Raw genomic sequence first — 20,944 nt, 5'->3', positions numbered from 1 at the left:
TTTCACCGCGAGCAGACGCAGAATCGCGCTTTTCATCGTGCATTCGTGCGATTCTGCGTCTGCTCGCGAGTGACTAGAGCGCCAGGGCGCCGTCCGCCAACTCGTCGAATCGCTCGAGCGCCTCGTCGGATTCGTCCTCGATCCCGCGCAGCGGACCGCGATCGGCGAGGTAGCGCCGCGCATACAGCCGGGCGACGAGCGCCTTGCGGTCATCGCCCCGGGTGTCGCGCTCCCAGGCGGCCTGCTCGGTGAGCAGCGCCCCCGCGTACACGTCACTCATGAATTGGGCCAGCGGGAACAGCCGCGCCTCGGCGACCTCCCTGTCGAGCTTGCTCCAGGCCGTGATCGCGGCGTCGAGGTCCTCGATGCGCCCGGCCACCAAGCGGGTGGTCTCGTCATCGTCGGAAACCGACACGGCGTCGCGCAGCCGCGCCAGCAGCGTCTCGTGCGCGCGGGACTGCTCGATGCCGCGCCGGACGTCGAGGCACAGGATGTTGTCGGGGCCCTCCCAGATCGTGTTGACCTGCGCGTCGCGCAGAAGACGGGCCACGGGCCACGTCTCGATATAGCCGTTGCCGCCGTGGATTTCGATCGCGTCGGACGCCGCGGTGATGCCGAGCCGGCAGACCTTGAGCTTGGTGACGGGCACGGCGATGCGCTGGCGCATGGCGCGGGGCTGGCGATGGTTGGTGGCGCCGGTGCCGTCGAAGACGAGCGCGAGCGCCGCCTCGACGTCGACGATCATCTCGGCGAGCTTGCGCCGCATCAACGGCTTGTCGATGAGCGCCCCGCCGAACGCGTGCCGCTGCCGGGCGTAACACAGCGATTCCACCAGGGCGCGACGGGCGTTCGCGAGCCCGAACAGCGCGATGCCCAGGCGCGCGGCGTTGGTCAGCTCCATCATGCGGCCCAGCCCCTTGCCGTCGGACGGCCCCGCGTCCGAGCTCGGTTCGTCGGACAGGAGGAATGCCTCGGCGTCGACGAACTCGACCTCGCCGGAGGCCACCGAGCGGGTGCCGAGCTTGTCCTTGAGCCGGCGCACCCGCACCCCGTTTCGCGAACCGTCGCGGCGGTGGCGCAGCACGAGGAAATTCGCGACGCCGCGCGAGGAGTCCGGGGCGCCTTCCGGTTTGGCCAGCACGACGAACGCCTCGCCCGCGCAATTGGACGCGAACCACTTGAGCCCGTTGAGAATCCATGCGTCACCGGCGCGCTGAGCCGTCGTCTCCAGCGCGCCCAGGTCCGAGCCGCCGGTGCGTTCGGTCAGCAACTGCGCCGTCTCCCCGGCCCACTCACCGGAGGCGAACTTGGCCAGCACGTGCTCGCGGACATCGGCCGGCGCGTAGGCGGCCACCAGCGACTGCACCATGCCGCCGCCGGTGCCCAGCGCGCAGCCCATCCCGATGTCGGCCTGGTTGAGCAGGTAGTTGGACGCGAACAGGGGCAGGCCCGAACTCACCTTCGCGGCCCGCGCGTCGCCGCGCAGGGCCTGCTGGGCGTCCAGCACCGCGCGCTTGGAGTGCGTGAACGACGCCGGCATGACGACCCGGCTGACGTCGTGTCCCCACCGGTCGTAGCGCTCCAGCCGCGGCGGGTTGCGGTCGGTCTCCTCGGCCCACCGCGCCACCGGGCCGCCCATCAGTTCGCCCATGCCCGCCAAATGGGGCTCCACCACGGCCAATTCGTCGGGCCGCAGGTAGTAGGCCATCGTGGACTGCAGGGTGGGATCGGTGCGGTACCAATTCAGGCCCACGGCGCCGCGGTAGTCCTCGGTCCGGTAGCGCCGCGACTTTTCCTCGGTGGAGAAGGGCAGCCGGTCCACGCCCTCTGACCCGTATTGCGGGTCGTCTTCGCTCATGACGCGACGGTATTACCCTGGCGGCGGTCCCGCCACGAAAATCAGGCGGAAATTGCCGAGCCGGATCTCGTCGCCGTTGGTCAGCACCGCCGTCTCGACGGGCTTGCGGTTGAGGTAGGTCTTGTTCAGGCTGCCCAGGTCGACGACGTGGAATTTGCCGTGTTCCCTTCGGAATTCGGCGTGCCGTCGGCTGACGGTGATGTCGTCGAGGAAGATGTCGCTGGCGGGATGCCGGCCGGCGGACAGCACCGCCCGATCCAGCTGGTACTGCGATCCGGCGTTGGGACCCCGCTTGACGATGAGCATGCCCACGCCGGTCTGCAGCGTCTGCATCTCCTCCACCACCGCATCGGCGACCGCGTCGAACTCGTCGGTACGCAGCGCCGAGGGGAGATGGCCCGTCGTTTCGTCGCGGGCGGGCGCGGGCTTGGTCACGCGGCGCGCCGAAGGTCCGGGCTGGGCTGCGCCGCTTGTGTTTTCGGCTGGTGGGGGGCCGGGGCCCAGCCGGCGTAGGTCAGATACAGCCCGACCAGTCCGAACACCACGCAGGCCGCCACCCACCAGCCTTGCGCGCCGATCATGCCATTGGCCATCGACACGAATGCCTGGGGAAACGCGAACAAGAGCAGCCCGCGCAGCGTGATCAGCCACCCCAGCAGGGAGACGATGATCGCCGCGGCACCGCGCCAATACGGGTGTGCGGCGACGACGAACAGGCCGAACAGCAGGATGAACGCGCCGGTCACCCACGTCCACAGCGAATTCGCCTCGAACTGCGACAGCAGCGTTTGCATGCCGGAGGCCCGGGCCACCGCCGTGGTGTCGGCGATTACCAGGAATGGGCCGAGTGCGCGCGCGAACAGGCGCGTTCGCGCCTGCGACTCTGGCGAAGCATCCACGAGCGTGCCTCCGTTCCCGATTCCTGTATCGGACCATCCGGCCGAGCGCCGAAATAGGGACCGAAGTCCCGTCCGCCCGGGGCGTTCGTCCCCCTTCCCTCCCGGCGGGCGTCGGCGCATGATCGGACGAGTGGTGATCGCAAGCGCGGCGTAGCCGGGCGCAGCGGGTCGCCGCCATCGGACCGGGCGATCAACGATCAAAGGGGTCGATAATGAAAGCCGATGTAGGTGACTGGCTCGTGATCAAGGGCACGACGACCGAGTTGGCGGATCAGCGCGGGGAAATCACGGAGGTGCGCGGCGCCGACGGCGCCCCACCGTACGTGGTGCGCTGGGCGGCCAATGGCCACGTGGCCACCGTCTTCCCGGGCTCCGACGCGCTCGTCGTCAGCGCGGCCGACGAAAAGGCCGGAAAGGCTTAGACCGGCGCCAGGAATTCGGACGTATAGAACTCGGCCGGATTCTGGGAGTTCGGGTTCGCGCGCTCGACAATCACCCAGACGCCCGTCGTGCCCTGCCGGATGCCGTCCGCGACGGTGACCGTCGCGTTGCCGGCGGCGTCGGTATCCATTCCAGTGAAGGCGGTGCCCGGGGCGCCCGGACCGCACGTGGCCGACGACGGACGGGGTTCCTGGATCAGGCCGACGTCGTAATGGGTGCCCGGCGCGTTGGGAATGGTGACATGCACCTGCGCGACCGCCCGCGAACCCGAGGTGCTTATGAGGGCCGAGCCGGTGCCCTCTTCCACCCGGGGGAGCCACGCCGCCGTGGTGATCTGGCTGAAATCGCAGCGCCGCTCAGCGGCATCCAGAGCAACCGTGGTGCCGCCCCCGGCGGCCGCATTGACGATTTCGAATGTCGCGGCCGGGAAAAGCGCCGCGGTGAGTGCGGCGGTACAAATCCCTACGCGTGTCAGCGTGTGCATCGGGTCACCTTTTTACGTTTGTGTTAGTTACCTCACAAGGGGAAATAGGTATTAACCGGCGGTGCGTGGAATTAAACATTCGCGTAGGAATTACTCGGGCGTAAATTTCGCCGCGCTATTCCACGGGCGACAAATTAATGGCGCCCGATAACTCCGCGCAATAACTGTATCCGCGTTTAATTAGGGCTTGATTCGGATCGGTCCCGGCGACCACAACCCGCTGCGGGTCGCGGTGCCCAGTTCCAGCTGCGCGGGATGCGCCTCGGCGATGGTTTCGAATCGGCGCAGCGAGCCCCAGTCGCGGCCCCAGTCCCGGGACAGGTACGTGGACATCACGTGCGCCCGCAGCAGCAGGTCCGTGATCCCCAGCAGGCCGCCGTTGACGCCGTCCTCCCAGGTGTCGGTGTCCTGCTTCTTGGCGTTGTAGTCGGGCGTGATGCGGAACTTCGGGATCTCGGTGACGCCGTCGGCGTGCAGCATCGGGTGCTGGCACGGGAACGCCAACCCGACGGCCCAGTCCATCAGCACCGGCTGCGACGAGCCGACGTACTCCTGCAGCGAACGCAGCTCCGGCACCCGCGGCGGGGTCACCGCGATCCAGTCGTCCGGCGTCAGGGAGAGGTCCTCGGCGACCACCCGGACCGCCACCGCGTCCGCGGCCATCTTGTCGCGCGCGAAGCGCAGGTTGCGCCACGCCTTGGGCTGTTCGCCGTTCAGGTCGTAGGGCACCAGTCGCCCGGACGGCACGATCTCACCGCCCGGGCCGGGCCGGCCGTATTCGAGTTCGACGGTCTGCCCGCTGGTGTGCCCGTGCAGCACGCTGTTGCCGGCGATGGTGCCGGCGGCGGTCACCACCAGCAGGGGATGGCCGTCGTCGGCCTTGGGCAGCTGGTACCACGCCGAGGTGAGCCTGCTCTGCTGTTGGGCGCCGGTGGTGTAGCTGCCGGCCAGCGGAACCTGGTCGGTGTTGAGGCCGTACGGCAGCGGAACCAGGGATCCGTTGATACCCGGCGCCTTCAGCTTGGTCGGCGCGCGCCAGTCGTACGCGTACCAGTCGTAATCGGTGCCCGGCTGCGGCACCGACGTCTCCTGAACCGCCTCGGCGACGGTGTGGTCGGGTACGCCGTTGGGGGAGAACCCCGCCGGGTTGATGCCGCCGAGCGGGCCGAGCGGGCCGTAATCGCCGGGCAGGGGGGCCATGAAGCCGGCGTTGCTGTCCGGTTCGACGAGCACGTCGTCGGCCAGCGCGCAACCGCCGGCGAACTCGCGCAGGTTGTCCCAGCCGTTGGAGTAGGTGGGGTACTGCCGTACGGTTCCCGCGACCATCGAGGCGATGAACACCAGCACCATGAAACCGGCCGCGATCGGCACCGGCGCCGCCGTCACCGCCCGCGCCAGCCGGCCCTCGCCGTGCTCGCGCGACGCGAAATGCAGCCAGAACGCCCAGACCGCCGCGATCGCGAACAGGACGAAAAACACTGTGCTGATGCTGATTCCGGCGAACCTCGGCATGACGTTGTTGAACGGGACGCCGTAGCTGGACACGTACCACCAGCCGTTGGTGGTCGCGAAACACAGCGCCAGCAGGAACAACACCGCGGCCGCGAACGTCATCCGGTTGCGCGACCAGCGCAGCACCTTCGGCGAAACCAGCACCGTGGTCAGCGCCGCCATCGCGGCGCCCACCGCGGCGAACAGCCCGAAGTGGTGCACCCACTTGGTGGGCGTGAACATCAGGAAGAACATGGTGGCGAAGATGACGCCCATCAGCCGCCACGCCGGGCCGCGGGCCACCCCCGGGACTCGCTTGCGGCGCAACATGATGAACAGGGCGGTGAACAGGCACAGCGCGCTGATGAGGAAGCCGAATCGGCGCGACAGCGAGCCGTCGACGGTCGGCAGGATCAGGTAGTAGTAGCGCAGGTTCTCGGTGTACCAGGCCTGGCTGGGGCCGATCGCGGTGCGAATCCTGGTGGCCTCCAACACCGTTGACAGCGTCTGGTCGGCGAACACCACGGTGAGGATCACCGTGCCGGCCGCCAGGATCGGCGCCACCAGGGGCCAGGTGCCGACCAGGCGATGCCTGCGCACCAGGATCCGCAGGATCGGCCGGCCACCGGCGACCAGAGCGGCCACCGCGATCAGGCCGGTGGGCTGCACGCCGAGCGTGAACGCCGCGGTGATCACCGCCAGCGCCGCCGGCGTCAGCCGGGAGGCGCACATCGAGCGCTCGATCAGCACGTAGGTGATCAGCGAACCCAGCGCGATGATCGGCTCGGGGCGCAGGCCGTTGTTGAACGGCATCCACCCGGCCAGCAGCACCATGCCCGCCGCCCAGTTGGCCGCGGTGCTGGACGTCACCGCCGGCCCCAGCCGCGGCAACACCTCACGCGACAGCAGCAGCCAGCAGACCAGCCCGGCGACCAGGTCGGGCAGCCGCATCCACAGGCTGCCGTCGCTCACGTGGGTCATCAGCGCCAGCAGGTTGTAGTACCAGCCGAACGGGTCCTCCGGGCTGCCGAACCAGCGGAAGTAGTTGGACATGTACCCGGCGTGGTCGGCGACACGGGCCATGCCGAGGATGTAGCCGTCGTCCGACGAATTGGCGCCGATCAGATGCCACAGCAGGAAGCCGAATATCACCGTGGCGTCCACGAGCGTGAACTTGCGCCAGCGCGTCGGGATCAACCGGTGCATGCGCCGGCCGTCGAGCTGGTCGAGGCGCCACAGCGCCACCAGCGCGACGATGGTGGACAGGATCGCCAGCACCATCGCGGCCAGCTTCAAAGTCGTTGGCGTGGTGGAGAACCGGGTGTCGATGGTCGCCGAGAACCGCAGGCCGGGGGGCGCCGGGCCGCTCAGATCCGTGAACACCCCGACGATCTGAGGGCGCAGGTTCGGATCGGGGAAGCCGCCGCGCACCGGCTTGCCCGCCGGATCGCTCAGCCCGACGAAGGTGGCGAAGGTCCCGGCCAGCGTGGACGTGATCTCGATCTGCTGGCATTGCGGCGACGCCGCCTGGTCTCGGGGCACGCTGGCGATGACCACGTTGCGGTCGGTGACGTCGACGCGCTTGCTGCTGACGACGACGAACAACGCATTGAGGGCGGCGTCCTTGCCTTTCTTGGGCGCCGTGCTGAGCACCACCCCGCCCTCGGGTGGTAGGTCGCGCACCACCGAGCACGGCACGGTCACCGACACGTCGACCGGCGTCAGCGAGATCAGCGGCGCCGTAACGTTATTCAGCTGGCCGTTTTGCGGCCAGTTCAGCATCGCGGTGGTCTGCACGACGGGCAGCAGCGGTGTGGCGATCGACAGGACGAAACCGATCAGGCCGGCGATGGTCGCGACCCAGCGCGTCGTCCGCACGTCCCGGACGGCGTCCGACGGCGCGGCGGGCGCCTGGCGTGCGTGGTCGGTGACGCTCATGGCAGCGCCCTGATCGGCCCGGACCGGCTCCAGCCGCTCACGGTGGTGACGCCCTGTTCGACGACGGCGACCGGCGCCTGGTCGGCCGGCACCAGCGCGTAATACTTCTCGACCGAGCCCCAGTCGCGATACCAGTCACCGCTCAGGTAGGTGGAGATCGTCGAGGTGCGCAGCATCGCCTGGGTGATCAGGAACGGGCCGCCGGTCTCGCTGGCCTCCCACCCGTTGGACGACGACGCCGTCTGTTTGTGGTCGGGCAGGATGCGGTATCGCGGAAGTTCGGCAACGCCAAGGTGTTCGGAGAACGGCCGCTGGCAGGGGAAGTTGGCGGCGGTCGCGATGTCCATCAGCACCGGGTCCTGCGAGCCGATCAGCTGCTGCATGGTCTGCAGCACCGGGACGCGCGGCGGCGTGAACGCGAACCACTGCTCGGAACTCAGATTCGGGTCGTAGGCGACGATGCGTGCCACGTTAGCCTCCGGCGGCGCCCAGGCCAGCGGGAACCGCAGGTTGCGCCACGCCGGCTCGGGACCGATGTCGATCGGCTGCACCTCGGCGAGCGGCTGGGTACTGCCGTCGGGGCGACTAACTCCCCATTGGAGTTTCAGCGACTGCCCGTAGGTGAAGGTGCCGTCCTCCTTGTAGGACCAGATGGCGCCGGCGGCCGAGACCACCACGAGCGGCCGGTCGCCGGTTCGCGGCGGCAACTGGTACCAGGACGACGTGGCGGTGGCAGCCAGGGAGTTCTCGCCGTAGCTGCCCATGACCGGGGTGCGGGCCGGATCCAGGCCGAACGGCAGCGCCGCGTGCGACCCGTTCATTCCGGCCGGGCCCTTGCCGCCGGCCGTGCCCGCGGAGTCACTCATGGCGGCGTTGGGCTTGTTGGGCGACGCGTCGGAATTCACCACCCCGGGCTTGGTGACGACGGGGTTCGACCTCAGGTCGTCGCCCACGCCCTCGGGTTTGAAGCCGACGGGGTTGAGGCCGCCGAGCGGTCCGTCGGGCCCGAACGTCTGCCCCGGAACCGGTTGCAGCAGACCGGCATTGGGGTCGGGCTCGGCCAGCACGTCATCGGCCATCGCGCAGCTGGTCGGCGACAGCCCGGACGTGATGGCGGCCAGGTTGGCCTTGCCGGTGGTGTAGAGCGGGTAGCGGACCGCCGCCCCCTTGGCCAGCGAGCCGACCTCGCCGAGCACCATGATCGTCGCGACAACCAGCAGCGGCGTGGAGGCCAGCACGCGGTTGCGCCGGCTGTCCTTGACCTCGGTGTGCCCGGCGTAGTCCATCCGGAAGTGCTGCCAGGCGGCGAGCAGCCCGGTCAGGATCGACAACGTCAGGAACATCGACGTCACCGGATGGCTCGCGACCACCGGCTGGATGTCCCACCACGGCACCCCGTAGTTGCCGACGTAGAACCAGCCGTTGACGCCGGAAGTCGCCACCGCCAGCACGAACAGCAGCGCCGTCACGTACAGCGTCAGGTTGCGGCGGTTGTGCAGCCCGATCCGGGCGAAGGCGAACGCGGTGACCGCGCCCAGGGCGCCGGCCAGCCCGGCGAACGCGCCGAACTGCACGGCCCACTTCGTCGGCGTGAACGTCAACAGCAGCAGGCCGGCCGCGGTGGTGCCGATCAGCCGCCACGCCGGGCCGCTGGCCAGCCCGGGCACCCGGCCGCGCCGCAGCAGCACCGCCAGCATGCCGAACATGCACAGCAGCAGCACCAGCACGGCGAATCGCCGCGCCATCGACCCGTCGGGGTTGGATTCCACGGTGAGGAAGTAGTAGCGCAGCCAGTCCTGGTACCAGGCGATCGTCGGGCCGACCTTGTACTTGATGCGCGCCGACTCGGCGATCGTGGCCAGCGTCTGGCTGCGGAACACCACGACGGTGATCAGCGACAGGGACGCGCCCAGCACCACCAGCGGGGCTAGCAGCCCGTCGGTCGCGCGGCGGCGCCGGATCGTCTGGGCGATCGCCCGGGCCCCGGTCAGCAGCGCGGCGACGGCGATCAGCCCCTGCGGGGCCAGCGTCGCGGTCAGCATCGCGACGATGATGGCGACCGCGGCGGGAGCCAGCCGGCCCAGCGCGATCGCGCGTTCCACCAGCATCCAGGTCACGATCACGCCCAGCGCGATGATCGGCTCGGGCCGCAGGCCGTTGTTGAACGGCAGCCAGGCGGCCAGGAAGACCGCGCCGGCGGTCAACACCGCCACCCGGTTGCCCCCCAGGCCGCCGCGCCCGGGCCCCAGCCGGCGCAGCACCCAGTGGCCGATGATCAGCCAGCAGGCGATCCCGGCCAGCGTCGCCGGCAGCCGCATCCACACGCCGGCGGTGCTGACCGACGCCAGCTTCGCCAGCACCGCGAGATACCAGTCGAACGGCGCGTCCGTCGTCCCGAAGTAGCGGTAGTAGTCGGCGACGTACCCGGCCTTCGGCGCCACCCGGGCGATGGTCAGGTTGTAGCCGTCGTCCGACGACGTCGCGCCGATGACGTGCCAGACCAGCAGGGTGCCGATGACGCAGGCGTCGGCGAGCCACGTCGCGGCGCCGACGCGCCACCAGGTGGCCCACTGGGCCCGCGGGCGGTACCGCGACAGCCAAGCGATCGGCGATCGCCAGTTGACTCCGATGTCGCCGCCGCGGCTGCGCCGGTCCAGCGCCGCCATCGCGGCGATGGCGAGCAGGACCGCCAGGGTCCCGACGGCCATCGCGAGCGTCTTCAACGCGGTGGGCGCCATGATGAACCGGGTGTCGATGTCGACGCGGGCCGACAGCCCCGGCTGCGGTGGCACCTTCAAATCGGTGAAGATGCCGCCCACCTGAGGCTTCTTCTCCGACGGCAGCGTCCCCGAGGCGCCCGGGATGCCGACGAAATCGGCGCCCGCCGCGCCCGCATCGGCCCAGACGTGCAGGACGCTGCACGCGCCGGCCACGACGGCCGGGCGCTTGGCCACCGCGGCCACGGTGTCGCGGAACGCGACGACGACGACGTCCTTGTCGGCGCGCACGAACAGCCCGTTCTTGCCGGTGTCCACGCCACCGGCCGGCAGCGTCGAGACGACCAATCCGCCGTTGGCGGGCAGCGTGGCGATCGCCGAGCACGGGATCGAGATGTCCAGCGCCCGCGGCGCCCCCGACACCAACGGGGCGGTGATCTGGGTGACGTGCCCGTCGGCCACGCCCTGGGGCCACAGCACCGTCGCCGTCGTCTGCTTCACCGGAAGCAGCGGAACGATCAGGCACAGCAGCAGACCGGCGAGCCCCGCGACGACGGCGATCAGCCGCGGGACGCGCAGCGATCGCTCATTCCGGTCGGGGGGCACGAGGCTCGATCGTAAGGGACGCGGCTTTGTCCCTTTTGGACGCGGGGCCGCCTTGACGGCGTGCTAATTTGCCGCGCCCGGGCTGCGAAATAGACTCTCGTTTCAAGAACGGCCCCGATAACCCAGGAGGCTGGCGGCGCGATGACGAACACAGGTCTCGGCTTCGGCGTCTTGGGACCGTTGCTGATGACCAGCCACGGGGTCCGGGTCTCGGTGGGCGCGCCCAAGCAACGGGCCGTGCTGGCGATGCTGCTGATCAACCGCAACCGGCCGGTTTCCGTTGACTCGCTGATCAACGCGGTATGGGACGAGGACCCGGTGCCGGCCGCGCGCACCAGCATCCAGGCCCACGTGTCGAACCTGCGCCGGCTGCTCCGCGACGCCGGGGCCGACCCGTACCAGGTGCTGGCGAGCGCCCCGCCGGGATACCAGCTCAGCGTCGCCGACGCCGACTGCGACCTCGGGCGCTTCGCGATCGCGAAGCTCGCGGGCAACCAGGCCGCCGCGGCCGGACGCTTCGAGGACGCCAGCCGGCAATTCTCGCTGGCGCTGGGCGAATGGCGCGGGCCAGTGCTCGACGACCTGCGCGGCTTCGCCTTCGTCGACGCCTTCGCCACCGCGCTGATGGAAGAAAACGTGGCCACCCACACCGCCCGTGCCGAGGCCGAGATCGCGTGCGGACGCGCCGGTGAGGTCATCGCCGAACTCGAGGCCCTCACCGCCGAACATCCCTACCGCGAACCGCTGTGGGCGCAGCTGATCACCGCCTACTACGTCACCGAGCGCCAGTCCGACGCGCTCGGCGCCTACCGGCGGCTGAAGACGGCGCTGGCCGAGGGGCTCGGCATCGACCCCGGCCGCACCGTGACCGCGCTGCACGAGCGGATCCTGCGCCAGGAACCGTTGGGTCTGAGGCGGGCCGACCTGACCACCCACAAGCGCGGCGCCTATAAGCAGGAGCCCACGACCGCCAGCATCCAGCTCGCGGAATCCGCCGTTGCCCGGCTGGTCGACCAGACCGGGCGGATTCACCCGCTGACGGGAGCGACCACCAGGATCGGGCGCTTCACCGACAACGACGTGGTTCTCGACGACACCGACGTCAGCCGCCACCACGCCGTCATCACCGACACGGGGACCGGTTTCATGATGACCGACCTGCGGTCCACCAACGGGGTGGAGGTGGGAGGCCAGCGCATCCGCGGCAGCGCCACCCTGGCCAACGGCGACCGCATCCGCATCGGCGGCCACGAGTTCACCTTCGAAATCGGCCCGGGCTGAGGCTATTTCGTCAGCCGCTTCGCCAGCGTGTCTCGGCCGGGGCCGCCGAGCTCGGCGAGCGCCGCGGGGCGACCGGTCATCGCCATGAGCAGCGCCTCGCCGGGGCCGCTGACCTCGGGTCCGTTGCCGTGTGTCCAGTCGACGTCGGTGGCGCGCAAGCGCAGCCCCCGGATGCGGCGTCCCGCCCCCAGGCGGGGGTTGCCCGGCACCAGGCCGAGGACCCGCCGCAGCCGATCGGCGGGGACCGTGCGCGGCCGGCCCAGCGAGCGGCGGATGTCCTGGTGGTGGATGGTGCCGTCGACGAGCGCGATCATTCCGCCGAAACCCGCTGTCAGACCCCGTGGTTCGAGGTGGCTGCGGAGGAACTCGAGGAGCTGTTCGGGGCCCAGCGCGGAGAACTCGTCGACGCCCACCTGGTTGGCCCGCACGACCCAGCCCTTGGCGAACCGCTTCAGCAGCCCCGCGACGCCCAGCTCTTCGTAGCTGATCACATGCGCGACAACGTCTTTGACGGTCCATTTCGTGCACAGGCTCGGGCGCTGCCAGTCCCCTGGCGTGAGGGTGGCCAGGAAGTCGGCGAGGTCGGCGCGCTCGGCGTGCGCCATGGTCATCAGGGACGCCGTCATCGATTCGCCTCCACGCTGAGCAGGCGCTCGTAGCGGTCCAGATACAGCGGCCAGCCGGCGTCGCCGTCGACGCCATCGGCGAGGGGCTCCCAGCCCGGACCGTGCCGGTCGAGGTGGCGGTGTTCGAGCTCGACGCGCGTGCGGTCGCCGGACTCGGCGGTGAACCGGACCTCGACCTCGCTGGTCTTGGCCGGATCGGATTCCAGCTGCCAGGTGGGGCCGATGTCCCAGCTGAACACCACACGATGCGGCGGCTCGTAGGCCAGGATGCGCGCCCACCGGCAGACGCTGCCGTCGGCGCCGCGATCGTAGATGTGCCCACCGACGACGGGCTCGAACACGGTCTCGGCGATCGGGGCGGCGAGCAGGTTGTGTTCGCGGGGCTTGAAGTCACCGAACCGCTCGGTGAAGACGGCGAACGCGCGCTCGATCGGCGCGTTGACGACGACGTGGTGCGCGACGTTCGGTGGTCGGGTCATGACGGTTCCCCCTTGCTCACGTCGATCACTTCCGCGTAGGCGGCCAACGCCTGGGTCCAGAACCGGTCGAGCTCGGCGCGCAGGGCCTCGAGGCCGGTCGGGTCGAGTTGGTAGACGCGACGCGTTCCGGCGGCGCGGTCGCGAACCAGACCCGCGGACTTGAGGACTTTGAGGTGCTGGGAAACGGCCGGCCGGCTGACGGGCAGGTCGCGGGCCAACTCGCCGACCGCCGCCGGGCCGTGGGCAAGGCGTTCCACGATGGAGCGCCGCGTTCCGTCGGCCAGCGCCAGCCAGGCGTCACCGTCGCGGGTGGCTCGGTAAGTGGCCACGAACCGTAAGTCTAGGCTTACCGATGGGGCGCCGGCAAGGGTCCCGTATCGCTAGGTGCGGCGCAGCGGTGCCGGGTTCCACAGGCCGCTGCGCGTCGCGATTCCGAGCTGCAGCTGGGCGGGCTGGGCGTCGGGGTAGAAGGGCGTCAACCGTTGCAGCGAGCCCCAGTCACGCGACCAGTCGTCCTTCAGGTACGTCGCCATCGTGGTCGCCTTCACCAGCAATTCGGTTACGCCCAACGGGCCGCCGCCGTTGTTGTCCATCACCGGTGAGTTGGCCTCGGCGCCGAAGCGGTCCGGCAGGATGCGCCACTTCGGCGTCTCGTCGACGCCGTTTTGATGGCCGAACGGGCGCTGACACGGAAACGCCAGGCCGACAAGCCAATCCAGGAACACCGGGTCTTTGGACCCGACGACGTCCTGCAGCGTGCGCAGCTGCGGGATCCGCGGGGGCGTCAGCGCGATCCAGTGCTGCGGCGCCAGGTCTTCGTCGTCGGCGACCAGGCGGATCTGGGTGGCGGTGTCCGGGATGGCCGACAGCGGCAGCCGCAGGTTGCGCCAGGCGGGGGAGGCGCCGACGTCCGACAACTGGAACGAGCCGCCGGGGTGCCCGCCGGCCGCTTCGTCGTCGGTGGCCCACTGCACCTGAACCTCGCGGGGGTCGAAGCGGCCCGCCGCGCTGACCACCAGCAGCGGTCGCGCCTTGTCGCGGGCGGGCAGCCGGTACCAGCCCGAGCGCAGGTGCGCCGGAACCTGGATGCCCGCGCGCCAGCTGCCGAGCACCGGGGTGCGGGCCGGATCGAGGTTGTAGGGCAGCTGGGCGACCGACCCGTTGATCCCCGGTGCCGGGTTGGTGCCGCCCTCGGTGCCGGGCTCGGCGCCGGTGGTCGACCTGTCCTCATTGATGAAGCTGCGGTCACCGGGACGTTCCATCACCGGGTCGGCGCGCACGTCGGCGGGAATGCCGTTGGGGGTGAACGCTTCCGACAGGCCCGCCCCCAGCGCGTCGGCCACCGTGGCGCCGACCGGGGTCAGCATGCCGGCGTTGGGGTCCGGCTCGACGAGCACGTCCTCGGCCAGCCCGCAGGACTTGCCGGTCAGCGCCTCGAGGTTGGAGCGGCCGACCGACCACGCCGGGTACTGGTCGGTCATCGCCAGCGTCAGAGATGCGACCTCGAACACCACCAGGATCCACGCCGCAATTGCCAAGGGAGACTGGATGATTCCGGCCACGCGTGCGCCGTAGCGGGTCCTGGGCGGCCCGTTATCCGGGTTGACGAAGTGGAACCACGAGGCCAGCAGCAGCACCAACAGCGTTAGCCCGAGCAGGGCCGTGGCGAAGGCGTAGTGCCACGCGGGGAACGAATTCGACCACGGCACACCGAAGTTCGAGACGTACCACCAGCCGTTGACGCTGGCGAACGACAGTGCCAACAGGAACACCACCACGGCGGCGTATACGGTGCGGTTGCGCCGGGACCGCATGGCGACGGAGGTCACGGCGACCGCGGCCAGCGCGCCCAGCGGCCCGGCCAGCCCGGCGAACACCCCGAAGTGGTGGGTCCATTTGGTGGGGGTGAACATCATCGCGACGAACGAGATGATGGTGATCCCGACGATGCGGCGGCTCGGCCCGGCCGCCGTGCCGGGAATCCGGCCCTTGCGCAGCGACATTGCGACCGTGATCGCCAGCGCCAACACCAGAGCCAGCACCGCGAATCGGCGGGCGACCGACCCGTCGGGGCTGGCCATGAACAGCCGCTCGTAGCGGAGGTGTTCGTCGAACCAGCTCAGGCTGGGTCCAAGCGCGCGCTTGAGCCCGGTCGCCTGCATTTCACCGGCCAGGGTCTGGTCGCGGAAGATCAGGATCACGGTGACGGTGGCCGCGGCCAGCAGGGGCGCCACCAGCGGCAGCACCCCGAACTGTCTGGATCGCCGGTGGATGATGGTGCGCAGCGGACCGATCGCGACCAGCAGCGCGCCGATCGAGGCGATGCCCGTCGGACCGGAGAACAAGGTCAGCGCGCCGATGATGCACGCGATCGCCACCGGCAGCAGCCGGTTGGTGGCCACCGCCCGCTCCACCGAGCACCAGGTGAGCAGGATGCCCAGGGCGATGATCGGCTCGGGGCGAAGCCCGTTGTCCAGCGGCAGCCAGGTCGCCAGGAACAGCCCCGCGGCCGTCCACGCCGCCGCCCGGTTGGTCTTCACGGCGTGACCCAGGCGGGGCATGACCTCGCGGCTGATCGCCCACCAGCACGTCAGCGCCATCGCCAGGGTGGGCAGCCGCATCCAGATGCTGGTGGTGCTGACATGGGCCCACACCGCCAGCAGGTCGTAGTACCAGCCGAACGGGGCCTCGGGCGTGCCCAACCAGCGGTAGTAGTTGGCCATGTAGCCGGCGTGCTCGGACACCCGGGCCATGGTCAGGATGTAGCCGTCGTCGGAGGTGTTGGCGCCGACGAAATGCCACCACGTCAGCACCGCGATGACCAGGGCGTCCAGGCCGCCGATCGACCACCAGCGGGCGGGCAGGAAGCGTCGGTGCCGGGTGCCGTCGGCGGTGTCGAGGACGTGCAGTGCCACCAGGGCGGCGGCGGTCAGCACCACCCCGAGGATCATCGCCGCCATCTTCAGCTGGGTGGGGCTGCTGCTGTAGCGGGTGTCGACGGTGGCCGAGAAGCTCAGGCCGGGCGGCGCCGGCCCGGTGAGGTCGGTGAACACGCCGACGATCTGCGGCCGGAAGTCGTAGCCGCTCTTCTCACCGCGCAGTGGCGCGCCCGGATGCTCGGCGTTGGGCCCCTGGGTGAGGCCGACGAATTCGGCGGTGACGCGGTCGGCGTGCGCGGTGAAGGTCAGCCGCTGGCAGGCCGGGCTGAGCACCTGGCTCAGCGGGGCGGTGACCACTGCGACGTTGCGCACCACCAGCACCAGATAGTCGTTGGCGCGCTGGATCAGCAGTCCGCGGTCGACGGCCTTGGGGGCCTGTTTGGGCACGGTCGACAGCAGGACCGTCTTGCCGGCGTTCTGCGGGCCGGCCAGCCCGGCGGCTGCCTGACACGGCACGGCGATGTTCAAATCCGTTGCCACATAACTGATCAGCGGCGCGTCGATGCTGCCGAACGTGCCGTTCTGCGGCCAGTTCAGTTGGGCGGTGGTCTGGTTGACCGGCAGCACCGGGGTGGCGATCGCCAGCAGGGCGCCCAGCAGACCGGCGACGGTAGCAACGACCCGGGCGATCCGGTGGTTACCTCCCGCGTCCTCCACGGGGGTAGATGGTAGTTGTGCGGCCAAGTCAGCCGGGGTTTCGGTGGCCATCAGCTCGGCTTGCGGACGGCCAGCACGAAGGGGCCGACGGTGTCGACGGCGAAACGGGGATCGGCGAACAGCGCCGCCGGCAGGTCCACGGTGTAGCGGCGGACGTTGGGCTGGTTCGGGTAGACGTCCTGCGCCAACCGCAACGTGTAGGTGCTGTTGGCGCCGCGGCGCATCAGAAACACGGTCGGCGGGGGCCACGGCGACGTGTCGAGCGCGTGGATGAGCTCGTCGGGGGTCTTGAGCTTGGACCACTTCTCGATCTGTGCGGCCCGCAGGTCGAACTGCGCCAGCGGGTTGGCGTAATGCGACGTCAGCCCCTGGAATCCCCAGTAGGGGTAGTAGGACAGGAAGCTGTAGTCGGCGGTCATCACCACGGTCTGGTCGCGCGGTTTGCCGGTCACCTTCAGGATGGCGGCGTCGATCTCGGCGTAGAACTTCTCGGAGCTCGGCGGGCGGCGATCGCCGCGCTGGCCGTGGCCGTCGGTGTCCGTGTAGGCGATTGTCAGGTCCGGCCGCAGCACGTCGGGGATGTCCTGGCTGAACGCGATCGCGGCGGCCAGGCCGATCGCGCCGGCCACGGGCGCTATCGCGCGGCTCCGTGGGGCGAGGTGCTTGACGGCCTCGATGAACCCGAATGCGCCGGCGGCGACCAGCAGCACGGACAGCGTGGGCTGCAGCCGGAACGACAGCAGCGTGGTGCGCGCCAGCGTGGTCAGCATCGACAGCAGCGACCACAGGTAGACGGCCAGCACGCCGATGGCCAGGGCGCCCGCCCGCGCCGACGACCGCGCGCGCACCACCAGCCACAGGGCACCCAGCATGCAGACCGCCCCCAGCAGCGAGAACTGCAGCATCGGGAAGGTCAGCACGGCGCCGTCGGCCGGCAGGTAGTGGAAGGCGCTGCCGCCGTTGCTGACCGGGCTGCTCGCCGCCCGCAGCAGGAACGGCAACCACGTCGTGCTGGCGATGGCCGCCGCGATGGCCGCGATCACGGCGAGCCGGCGCAGCGGGTCGAGCGCGGCCCCGAAGCCGGCGCGCCGCCAGCGCGCGCCGGCCAGCAGCACCGCCATCAGCAGCACCGTGAACGCGCTGAAGCCGAACAACAGCGTGTACCAGGTGGCCGCCCAGCCGAGGAACAGCCCGGCGCCGACGACCGCGGCCCAGCCCTGCGCCGTCGGTCCGTCGCCGAGCGTGCGGCTAGCTTCACGCTCGGGCTCGAGTGTGCGGCCAGCCGCACGCTCGCCCGCGCGCAATCCCGACCACGTCAGCACGAGCACCGGCGGCAGCAGCACCGTGATCATCGCGGAGTAGGGCTCCGGCGAGCTGTAGGCCAGCGTCACCGCCGCCGTCGCGGTCGTGACGATCAGCGCGTACTCGAAGCGGATCATCCGCCACCACAGCACCAGTGCGACGGCCACCGCGATCGTGATCGAGGTGATCGCCCACGGCTTGTACATCTCCCAGGCCGGCGTGCCGGTCAGCGCCGCGACGCGGCCGCCGATCCAGAACCAGCCCGGCGGATAGAACGTCGGCAGCCCGAGGTAGGTCATGTCGTGCAGGGCCGGGCTGTCCGCGAGCCGGGTCACGTACTCGGTGCGGAACTGTTGGTCCACCGAGATGCCGAACAGATACAGCTTGGTCGCACCCAGCGGCATGCCGAGCGTCACGACCGTGAAGGCGGACACGAACACCAGCCCTCCCAGCTGGACGAGCAACCGATGCCGTCCAAGCCGCCATGCCCGCCCGACGGCGACCAGCCCGGCCAGGCAGCCGACCTGCCCGACGGTGGTCAGCGCGTGCAGCTGGTTCGACGACGGGAAGGCCGGCCATTGCACGCCGGCGATCGCGATCAGCGAGGGCACCGCCACGGCGACGGCGACCGCCACCGCGGCGGCCATCTGGCCGAGGCTGGCCAGCGCGTTGCGCATGGTTAGATCGGCAGCTTGCGGAAGATGCTCCGCGGGATGTGCCGCAACACCATCATCACGTACCTGAATGCCGCTGGCGCCCAAACCAATTCCTTACCTTTAGCGGACGCGGTCACCGCGAGGTTGGCGACGTACTCCTTGTCGACGGTGAGCGGCGCCTCCTTGACATGCGCGCTCATCCGGGTACGCACCTGGCCCGGGCGGATCACCAGCACGCGAACCCCGTACTCGCGCAACGCCTCGCCCAGGCCCAGATAGAAGCCGTCCAGCCCCGCCTTGGTCGAGCCGTAGACGAAGTTGGACCGCCGCACCCGCTCTCCGGCGGCCGAGCTCATCGCGATGATCTGGCCGAAGCCTTGCGCGCGCATCTTCTCGCCCAGCAGCACGCCGACGGAAACGGCTGCGGTGTAGTTGATTTCGGCGGCCAGCACGGCCTTGTGCTGGTTCTGCCACAGCTCCTCGGCGTCGCCGAGGATGCCGAACGCCACGATGGCCACGTCGATGTCATTGCCGGCGCCGCCGGCATTGAACGCCGCGTCGATCATCTTCGGGTGGCTGTCGGGATCGGTGGCCTCGAAGTCGATCAGCTCCACCGACCGCGCACCGGCGGCCTTCATCTGGGCCACCGCGTCGTCGCGGCCCGGGTCATTGGGCATGGCCGCCAGGATGATTCGCGCCTGCGCGTTCTGCAGGTAGCGTTCGCAAATGGCAAGCCCGATCTCGGAGGTGCCACCGAGCAGCAGGATGGTCTGCGGATTTCCCACGGCGTCGAGCACCATTTACAACAACTCCAAGCGTCGGGCCATGTCGGAGGCGAACACCCCCGCCGGATCCACCTTGCGGCGCACCGCGATCCACTCGTCGATGCGCGGGTACATGGCATGGAAGGTTTCGGCGGTGGTGCGCGAATCCTTGGCGGTGTAGACCCGGCCGCCGAATTCCAGGACCCGGCGGTCGAGTTCGTTGAGGAACTCGTTGAGCCCCGGTTTGATAGGGAAGTCGACGCACACGTTCCAGCCCGGGATGGGGAAGCTCAGCGGCGCCTGGTTGCCGGGGCCGAACAGCTTGAACACATTGAGAAACGAGTAGTGCCCGGACCTTTGGATGTCGCGGATGATGTTCTTGAACTCCTCGACGGCCGTGGTGGGCACGACGAACTGGTACTGGCCGAAACCGGCTGGGCCGTAGGCGCGGTTCCATTCGCCGAACATGTCAAGCGGGTGATAGAACTGCGTCAGGTTCTGAATCTTGCCGCGGTAGGTGCCGGACTTGCGGTACCACAACTCGCCGATCGGCCCGAAGGTGTACTTGTTGGCCAACCCGTTCGGGAACACGTCGGGGAACGTAAGAAGTTGCGGCGCATCGAATTTCAGCGGACTGCGGCGTAGCTTCGGCGGCAACTGGTCGAGCTTGGCAAGCGAGCCGCGTGAAATCGCCGCGCGCCCGAGTTTCGGTGGCGCACTGATCGCATCGAACCACGCGCTGGAATAGGTGTAGTTGGACTCGCTGCCGTCGCTGTGAAACGCGATCGTCTCGTCCAGGCTGGCGGTGACGTCGCCGTCGGCGATGAAATAGGCGGTCTCCGTGGGCGTCATCTCGACGGTGGCCCGCAGGATGATCCCGGTGAGGCCGTTGCCCCCGACCGTGGCCCAGAACAGTTCGGCGTCGGGGCCCGTCGGGGTGACGGTCCGGACCTGGCCGTCGGCGGTCAGCAGGTCCATGCTGCGCACGTGGTTGCCGAAGCTGCCCGCGCTGTGATGGTTCTTGCCGTGGATGTCGCAGGCGATCGCGCCGCCGATGGTCACCTGCCGGGTGCCCGGCAGGACCGGTACCCACAATCCGAATGGGAGCGCGGCCCGCATCAGCTGGTCGAGGTTGACCCCGGCATCGACGTCGACCAGCGCGCTGTCGGCGTCGATCGAGTGAATGCGGTTCAGCTCGGTCATGTCGATGACCAGGCCCCCGCCGTTTTGGGCGTTGTCGCCGTAGGAACGCCCGAGGCCGCGGGCGATCACGCCGCGGTCACCCCCGTTGGCCACGGCTTTGGCGATCTCCTCCGGGTCGGGCGTGGAAAGCACCGTCGCCACGGAGGGTGCCGTGCGGCCCCAGCCGGTGAGCCGTTTGGTCGTCAACATCGTCAAAGAGGGTACCGCTTGGCCAGGTCGGTCAGCGGATGCGGAAGATAACGGCTCGCTGCACGGTGAAGTTGATCACCGTCGCCGTGCCCTGCGCGATCACGAACGCGACGGGTATGGCCCAGGTCCGGTAGTGCAGCAGCGCGAGGCTGAGGTGGTTGAGGCCGACCTGCACCGAGAAGGTCACGGCGTAGAGCACCATGACCGCGACGAACCGCGCGGTGCTCGGCGCCGCCTGAAACGTCCAGCGCCGGTTGATCAGGTAGGCGGTGATGGTGCCGACGATGAAACTGGTTGCCTTCGAAAGGTCGACCTGCAGTCCCACCACCTTGTAGAGCACCAGGTAGAGGCCGAAGTCGACGATCCCGGCCATACCGCCGGTGACGACGAAGCGCATCACCTGTGTCGTCAGAC

Annotated in this window: 16 protein-coding genes; 2 read left to right on the top strand and 14 right to left on the bottom strand. The window is 69.6% G+C overall.

Translation table 11 applies throughout. The annotated features are described in order from the left end of the window. Positions 1-73: 73 nt before the first annotated feature. From AC5Y7V_RS00820 to AC5Y7V_RS00810, 3 genes are read right to left on the bottom strand one after another with little or no spacing between them, the layout of a single operon-like run. A complete protein-coding gene (locus AC5Y7V_RS00820; RefSeq protein WP_499878160.1) occupies positions 74-1,858 on the bottom strand; it encodes an acyl-CoA dehydrogenase family protein in 1,785 nt (594 codons plus the stop codon). Between the two features lie 12 nt (positions 1,859-1,870). After that, on the bottom strand, positions 1,871-2,293 hold the full coding sequence (locus AC5Y7V_RS00815; protein WP_499878159.1) for an FHA domain-containing protein: 423 nt from the start codon (positions 2,291-2,293) through the stop codon (positions 1,871-1,873). Continuing rightward, positions 2,290-2,757, bottom strand: a complete 468-nt coding sequence (locus AC5Y7V_RS00810; protein ID WP_499878158.1) for a hypothetical protein — start codon at positions 2,755-2,757, stop codon at positions 2,290-2,292. Before AC5Y7V_RS00810 ends, AC5Y7V_RS00815 begins: the two co-directional genes overlap by 4 nt. 212 nt (positions 2,758-2,969) lie before the next feature. On the opposite strand from AC5Y7V_RS00810, the gene AC5Y7V_RS00805 reads away from it, so the two are divergent. Further along, positions 2,970-3,179 (top strand): DUF1918 domain-containing protein, encoded by a 210-nt coding sequence (locus AC5Y7V_RS00805; RefSeq protein ID WP_499878157.1) that lies wholly within the window; start codon positions 2,970-2,972, stop codon positions 3,177-3,179. On the opposite strand, the gene AC5Y7V_RS00800 is transcribed toward AC5Y7V_RS00805, so the two are convergent. The 3 genes from AC5Y7V_RS00800 to AC5Y7V_RS00790 form a co-directional block, all read right to left on the bottom strand. After that, on the bottom strand, positions 3,176-3,682 hold the full coding sequence (locus AC5Y7V_RS00800; protein ID WP_499878156.1) for a hypothetical protein: 507 nt from the start codon (positions 3,680-3,682) through the stop codon (positions 3,176-3,178). The two genes, AC5Y7V_RS00805 and AC5Y7V_RS00800, sit on opposite strands and share 4 nt — an antisense overlap. A gap of 180 nt (positions 3,683-3,862) precedes the next feature. Continuing rightward, positions 3,863-7,111: an arabinosyltransferase domain-containing protein gene (locus tag AC5Y7V_RS00795; RefSeq protein ID WP_499878155.1), complete on the bottom strand. Its 3,249-nt coding sequence runs from the start codon at positions 7,109-7,111 to the stop codon at positions 3,863-3,865. Continuing rightward, positions 7,108-10,434 carry an arabinosyltransferase domain-containing protein gene (locus tag AC5Y7V_RS00790; RefSeq protein ID WP_499878154.1) on the bottom strand — a complete coding sequence of 1,109 codons (3,327 nt, stop codon included), beginning with the start codon at positions 10,432-10,434 and terminating at the stop codon, positions 7,108-7,110. Before AC5Y7V_RS00790 ends, AC5Y7V_RS00795 begins: the two co-directional genes overlap by 4 nt. Before the next feature lie 141 nt (positions 10,435-10,575). Between AC5Y7V_RS00790 and AC5Y7V_RS00785 the strand changes: the two genes are divergently transcribed. Continuing rightward, positions 10,576-11,715: a BTAD domain-containing putative transcriptional regulator gene (locus AC5Y7V_RS00785; RefSeq protein WP_499878153.1), complete on the top strand. Its 1,140-nt coding sequence runs from the start codon at positions 10,576-10,578 to the stop codon at positions 11,713-11,715. A gap of 2 nt (positions 11,716-11,717) precedes the next feature. On the opposite strand, the gene AC5Y7V_RS00780 is transcribed toward AC5Y7V_RS00785, so the two are convergent. Genes AC5Y7V_RS00780 through AC5Y7V_RS00745 form a run of 8 tightly spaced genes read right to left on the bottom strand, consistent with a single transcriptional unit; the run spans position 11,718 to position 20,927 of the window. Continuing rightward, a complete protein-coding gene (locus AC5Y7V_RS00780; RefSeq protein ID WP_499878152.1) occupies positions 11,718-12,341 on the bottom strand; it encodes a maleylpyruvate isomerase family mycothiol-dependent enzyme in 624 nt (207 codons plus the stop codon). Then, the gene (locus tag AC5Y7V_RS00775; RefSeq protein WP_499878151.1) at positions 12,338-12,820 is read right to left on the bottom strand and encodes an SRPBCC family protein; all 483 of its coding nucleotides are present in this window, start codon (positions 12,818-12,820) and stop codon (positions 12,338-12,340) included. The genes AC5Y7V_RS00780 and AC5Y7V_RS00775 overlap by 4 nt, the downstream gene beginning before the upstream one ends. Continuing rightward, the gene (locus tag AC5Y7V_RS00770) at positions 12,817-13,149 is read right to left on the bottom strand and encodes an ArsR/SmtB family transcription factor (RefSeq protein ID WP_499878150.1); all 333 of its coding nucleotides are present in this window, start codon (positions 13,147-13,149) and stop codon (positions 12,817-12,819) included. The genes AC5Y7V_RS00775 and AC5Y7V_RS00770 overlap by 4 nt, the downstream gene beginning before the upstream one ends. 51 nt (positions 13,150-13,200) lie before the next feature. Continuing rightward, positions 13,201-16,467 (bottom strand): arabinosyltransferase domain-containing protein, encoded by a 3,267-nt coding sequence (locus AC5Y7V_RS00765; RefSeq protein ID WP_499878149.1) that lies wholly within the window; start codon positions 16,465-16,467, stop codon positions 13,201-13,203. Further along, positions 16,467-18,395 carry a galactan 5-O-arabinofuranosyltransferase gene (locus tag AC5Y7V_RS00760; protein ID WP_499878148.1) on the bottom strand — a complete coding sequence of 643 codons (1,929 nt, stop codon included), beginning with the start codon at positions 18,393-18,395 and terminating at the stop codon, positions 16,467-16,469. Before AC5Y7V_RS00760 ends, AC5Y7V_RS00765 begins: the two co-directional genes overlap by 1 nt. A 2-nt stretch (positions 18,396-18,397) precedes the next feature. Then, on the bottom strand, positions 18,398-19,174 hold the full coding sequence (gene dprE2 / locus AC5Y7V_RS00755) for a decaprenylphospho-beta-D-erythro-pentofuranosid-2-ulose 2-reductase (protein ID WP_499878147.1): 777 nt from the start codon (positions 19,172-19,174) through the stop codon (positions 18,398-18,400). Further along, positions 19,175-20,530, bottom strand: a complete 1,356-nt coding sequence (gene dprE1 / locus AC5Y7V_RS00750) for a decaprenylphosphoryl-beta-D-ribose oxidase (RefSeq protein ID WP_499878146.1) — start codon at positions 20,528-20,530, stop codon at positions 19,175-19,177. A gap of 31 nt (positions 20,531-20,561) precedes the next feature. Further along, positions 20,562-20,927, bottom strand: coding sequence for a GtrA family protein (locus tag AC5Y7V_RS00745; protein ID WP_499878885.1), 366 nt, complete (start codon positions 20,925-20,927; stop codon positions 20,562-20,564). Positions 20,928-20,944: the final 17 nt, after the last annotated feature.

Source organism: Mycobacterium sp. NGS34, from assembly GCF_059812845.1.
Note: the sequence above shows the minus strand (reverse complement) of the source record. Positions and strands in the feature narration are given on the sequence as shown.

Bases quoted from the DNA above. Each gene is read 5' to 3' on its own strand.
- AC5Y7V_RS00820 (WP_499878160.1), bottom strand. From the start codon at position 1,858: ATGAGCGAAGACGACCCGCAATACGGGTCAGAGGGCGTGGACCGGCTG.
- AC5Y7V_RS00805 (WP_499878157.1), top strand. From the start codon at position 2,970: ATGAAAGCCGATGTAGGTGACTGGCTCGTGATCAAGGGCACGACGACC.
- AC5Y7V_RS00800 (WP_499878156.1), bottom strand. From the start codon at position 3,682: ATGCACACGCTGACACGCGTAGGGATTTGTACCGCCGCACTCACCGCG.
- AC5Y7V_RS00795 (WP_499878155.1), bottom strand. From the start codon at position 7,111: ATGAGCGTCACCGACCACGCACGCCAGGCGCCCGCCGCGCCGTCGGAC.
- AC5Y7V_RS00785 (WP_499878153.1), top strand. From the start codon at position 10,576: ATGACGAACACAGGTCTCGGCTTCGGCGTCTTGGGACCGTTGCTGATG.
- AC5Y7V_RS00780 (WP_499878152.1), bottom strand. From the start codon at position 12,341: ATGACGGCGTCCCTGATGACCATGGCGCACGCCGAGCGCGCCGACCTC.
- AC5Y7V_RS00775 (WP_499878151.1), bottom strand. From the start codon at position 12,820: ATGACCCGACCACCGAACGTCGCGCACCACGTCGTCGTCAACGCGCCG.
- AC5Y7V_RS00765 (WP_499878149.1), bottom strand. From the start codon at position 16,467: ATGGCCACCGAAACCCCGGCTGACTTGGCCGCACAACTACCATCTACC.
- AC5Y7V_RS00760 (WP_499878148.1), bottom strand. From the start codon at position 18,395: ATGCGCAACGCGCTGGCCAGCCTCGGCCAGATGGCCGCCGCGGTGGCG.
- dprE2 (WP_499878147.1), bottom strand. From the start codon at position 19,174: ATGGTGCTCGACGCCGTGGGAAATCCGCAGACCATCCTGCTGCTCGGT.
- dprE1 (WP_499878146.1), bottom strand. From the start codon at position 20,530: ATGTTGACGACCAAACGGCTCACCGGCTGGGGCCGCACGGCACCCTCC.
- AC5Y7V_RS00745 (WP_499878885.1), bottom strand. From the start codon at position 20,927: ATGCGCTTCGTCGTCACCGGCGGTATGGCCGGGATCGTCGACTTCGGC.